This window comes from Leptospira mayottensis 200901116 (assembly GCF_000306675.2).
Classification (GTDB): domain Bacteria; phylum Spirochaetota; class Leptospiria; order Leptospirales; family Leptospiraceae; genus Leptospira; species Leptospira mayottensis.
In genome coordinates this window covers 3,302,501-3,305,000 of the sequence record NZ_CP024871.1, presented here as the reverse complement: position 1 = coordinate 3,305,000, position 2,500 = coordinate 3,302,501, and the positions used below count along the sequence as shown (strand labels likewise).

At 45.4% G+C, this 2,500-nt stretch carries 6 protein-coding genes (2 of these 6 cut by a window edge); all 6 read left to right on the top strand.

The genetic code is table 11. The features are described from left to right. Tightly spaced (at most 12 nt apart), the 6 genes in view from rplD to rpsC form a layout consistent with a single transcriptional unit that may run on beyond the window. Positions 1-588, top strand: the 3' portion of a protein-coding gene (gene rplD / locus LEP1GSC190_RS15185; RefSeq protein WP_002748394.1) for a 50S ribosomal protein L4. Its footprint begins 48 nt before the window's first position; 588 of the gene's 636 nt are visible here — the last part of the coding sequence; its start codon lies beyond the left edge, outside the window; it ends in the stop codon at positions 586-588. Then, entirely contained in the window at positions 585-899 is a 315-nt protein-coding gene (locus LEP1GSC190_RS15180; protein ID WP_002748545.1) for a 50S ribosomal protein L23, read from the top strand. Before rplD ends, LEP1GSC190_RS15180 begins: the two co-directional genes overlap by 4 nt. 3 nt (positions 900-902) lie before the next feature. Next, the gene (gene rplB / locus LEP1GSC190_RS15175) at positions 903-1,742 is read left to right on the top strand and encodes a 50S ribosomal protein L2 (protein ID WP_002748491.1); all 840 of its coding nucleotides are present in this window, start codon (positions 903-905) and stop codon (positions 1,740-1,742) included. A gap of 7 nt (positions 1,743-1,749) precedes the next feature. Beyond that, positions 1,750-2,031, top strand: a complete 282-nt coding sequence (gene rpsS / locus LEP1GSC190_RS15170) for a 30S ribosomal protein S19 (protein ID WP_002748475.1) — start codon at positions 1,750-1,752, stop codon at positions 2,029-2,031. Further along, the gene (rplV, locus tag LEP1GSC190_RS15165) at positions 2,031-2,363 is read left to right on the top strand and encodes a 50S ribosomal protein L22 (protein ID WP_002748338.1); all 333 of its coding nucleotides are present in this window, start codon (positions 2,031-2,033) and stop codon (positions 2,361-2,363) included. Before rpsS ends, rplV begins: the two co-directional genes overlap by 1 nt. 12 nt (positions 2,364-2,375) lie before the next feature. Continuing rightward, positions 2,376-2,500 carry the 5' portion of a 30S ribosomal protein S3 gene (gene rpsC, locus LEP1GSC190_RS15160; RefSeq protein WP_002748468.1) on the top strand. Its footprint extends 553 nt past the window's final position, so 125 of the gene's 678 nt are visible here — the first part of the coding sequence; the start codon lies at positions 2,376-2,378; its stop codon lies beyond the right edge, outside the window.

Genomic DNA, 2,500 nt, shown 5'->3' with positions numbered 1-2,500 from the left:
GAACTTCCTTCCGCACTCTTTGAAAGCAAGCTGAGTGTCGCTTCCATTTACGAAGCGATCAAAGCCGAGAATGCAAATATGCGTTCCGGAAACCACGCGACTAAAACCAGATCGGAAGTTCGCGGTGGCGGAAAAAAGCCTTGGGCTCAAAAAGGAACTGGACGCGCTAGACAAGGTTCCACTCGCGCCCCTCATTGGGTCGGCGGGGGAACGGTTCACGGTCCACAAACAAGAGATTATTCTTACAAGGTATCTTCCAAACTCAAACACAGAGCCGTGCTTTCGATTCTAAATAAAAAAGCACAAGCATCCGCTGTAAAAGTGATCGAGGATCTCGATCCGAAAGAATACAGCACTAAGTCCTTTGATTCTATATTCAAAAATATGAATCTTAGAAATACTGGGGTGGTCGGTCTTTTGGTTCAAGGTGAGAGCGATTTCGTGAAAAAATCGGTTCGTAACATCCCGACCGTAAAATATATCAATTCTAAAAGAATTTCCTGTAGAGACATTCTGTATAATCGCAATTTGGTGATCACGGAAGCCGCTCTGAACGAAATGTTGACTCAGTATGGAGCACAGAAATGAATCTCCAAGACGTAATTCTTACACCCGTAGTCACTGAAAAATCCCAAGAACTCGAAACGATCGGAGCGAACAGCAAAAAAGGAACCAGAATGGTAAAATACACCGTAAAAGTTCATGTTGATGCCAACAAAACTCTCATCAAAGAAGCGTTCACAAAGATTTTCAAAATAACTCCTTCTTCCGTGAACGTTCAGGTTTACAGAGGAAAAATCAAACGTTTCAGAAACATGCCGGCTCCCCGTCCACACTGGAAAAAAGCGGTAGTGACTTTCCGTGACGGCGCAAGCATTGATTTCGCAAAGGAAGCATAAAAAATGGGAATCAAAAAGTTTAAACCCGTAACTTCCGCAAGCCGTTATAAATCCGTTCTGGATTTCAAAGAAATCACGGAAACAGAACCGTATAAACCTTTGACTCTTACCCTGAACTACAAAGCGGGAAGAGGAGACGGCGGAAAAATTTCCGTTCGTCACAAAGGCGGTCGCGTAAAAAGAAAATATCGTATCATCGACTTCAAACGCAGAAAGACCGATGTTCAGGCAGTCATTAAGACCCTGGAATACGATCCGAACCGTTCCGCATTCATCTCTTTGATCTGTTACAAGGATGGAGAATATGCATACATTCTCGCTCCGGACGGAATCAAAGTAGGCGATACGGTTCAGTCTGGCGCGGGTTCCGAAATTAAAATCGGAAACGCGATGCCGATCGGAAAAATTCCACCGGGCACAAACGTGCATAACGTGGAACTTCAAATCGGAAGAGGCGGACAAATCGCGAGAACCGCGGGTTCTTTCGGAACGATCGCGGGTCGCGACGGAGAATACATTCTTCTGAAACTTCCTTCAACCGAAGTTCGCAAGGTTCACGAGAATTGTTATGCGACTGTCGGAATCTGCAGTAATAAAGATCACAACCTGGTATCCATCGGAAAAGCGGGAAGATCCCGTTGGCTCGGAAAGCGTCCGACCGTTCGCGGGGTCGTAATGAACCCTGTCGATCACCCACATGGTGGTGGGGAAGGACGTACTTCTGGAGGTCGTCACCCGGTTTCTCCTTGGGGACAACCGACCAAAGGTTATAAAACCAGAAGATCTGCCCGTCCGAGCGATAAGTTTATCGTTCAGAAGAGAAAACGGAATAGGAACAGGTAATTTGTAAATGGCAAGAAGCGTTAAAAAAGGCCCATTCATCGATGATCATCTCATGAAGAAGATCACGAAGCTGAACTCTGAAAACCAAAAGAAACCTTTTAAGACCTGGTCCAGAAGAAGTACAATCTTCCCGGATATGGTGGGACACACCGTGATGGTGCATAACGGGAAACAATTTACTCCTGTGTATATCAACGAGAACATGATCGGTCATAAACTCGGAGAATTCTCTCCTACAAGAACCTTTCGCGGACACGTTGCCGGAGATAAAAAGGCGGGCAAAAAGTAATGGAAGCCAAAGCAGTTGCCCGTTTCGTAAGAATGTCTCCGAGAAAAGTCCGCCTCGTTGCGGATGAAATTCGCGGATACGCAGTGGGCGAAGCCCTCGATATTCTAAAATTCACCAATAAAAGAGCGATCGAACCTTTGACAAAAGTGATTCTTTCCGCATCCGCAAACGCGAGCGTTTTGAACGACAAGGTTGATTCTACTCAACTTTTTATCAAAAAGATCTACGTGGACGAAGGGCCGATCATGAAACGCTTCCGTCCTCGTGCAAGAGGCCGCGCGGCAAGAATTAGAAAAAGACTGAGCCACATTACAGTGGTTCTGTCGGATTAATACGGAGTATTCATGGGACAGAAAGTAAATCCAATCGGTTTAAGAATCGGGATCACAAGAGGATGGGACTCCATTTGGTTTTCCCAGTCTGACTATAAAAAGAATCTTCATGAAGACATTAAGATCCGTAAGTTCAT

Coding starts and splice junctions, on each gene's coding strand:
- LEP1GSC190_RS15180 (WP_002748545.1), top strand. CDS start 585: ATGAATCTCCAAGACGTAATTCTTACACCCGTAGTCACTGAAAAATCC.
- rplV (WP_002748338.1), top strand. CDS start 2,031: ATGGAAGCCAAAGCAGTTGCCCGTTTCGTAAGAATGTCTCCGAGAAAA.
- rpsS (WP_002748475.1), top strand. CDS start 1,750: ATGGCAAGAAGCGTTAAAAAAGGCCCATTCATCGATGATCATCTCATG.
- rplB (WP_002748491.1), top strand. CDS start 903: ATGGGAATCAAAAAGTTTAAACCCGTAACTTCCGCAAGCCGTTATAAA.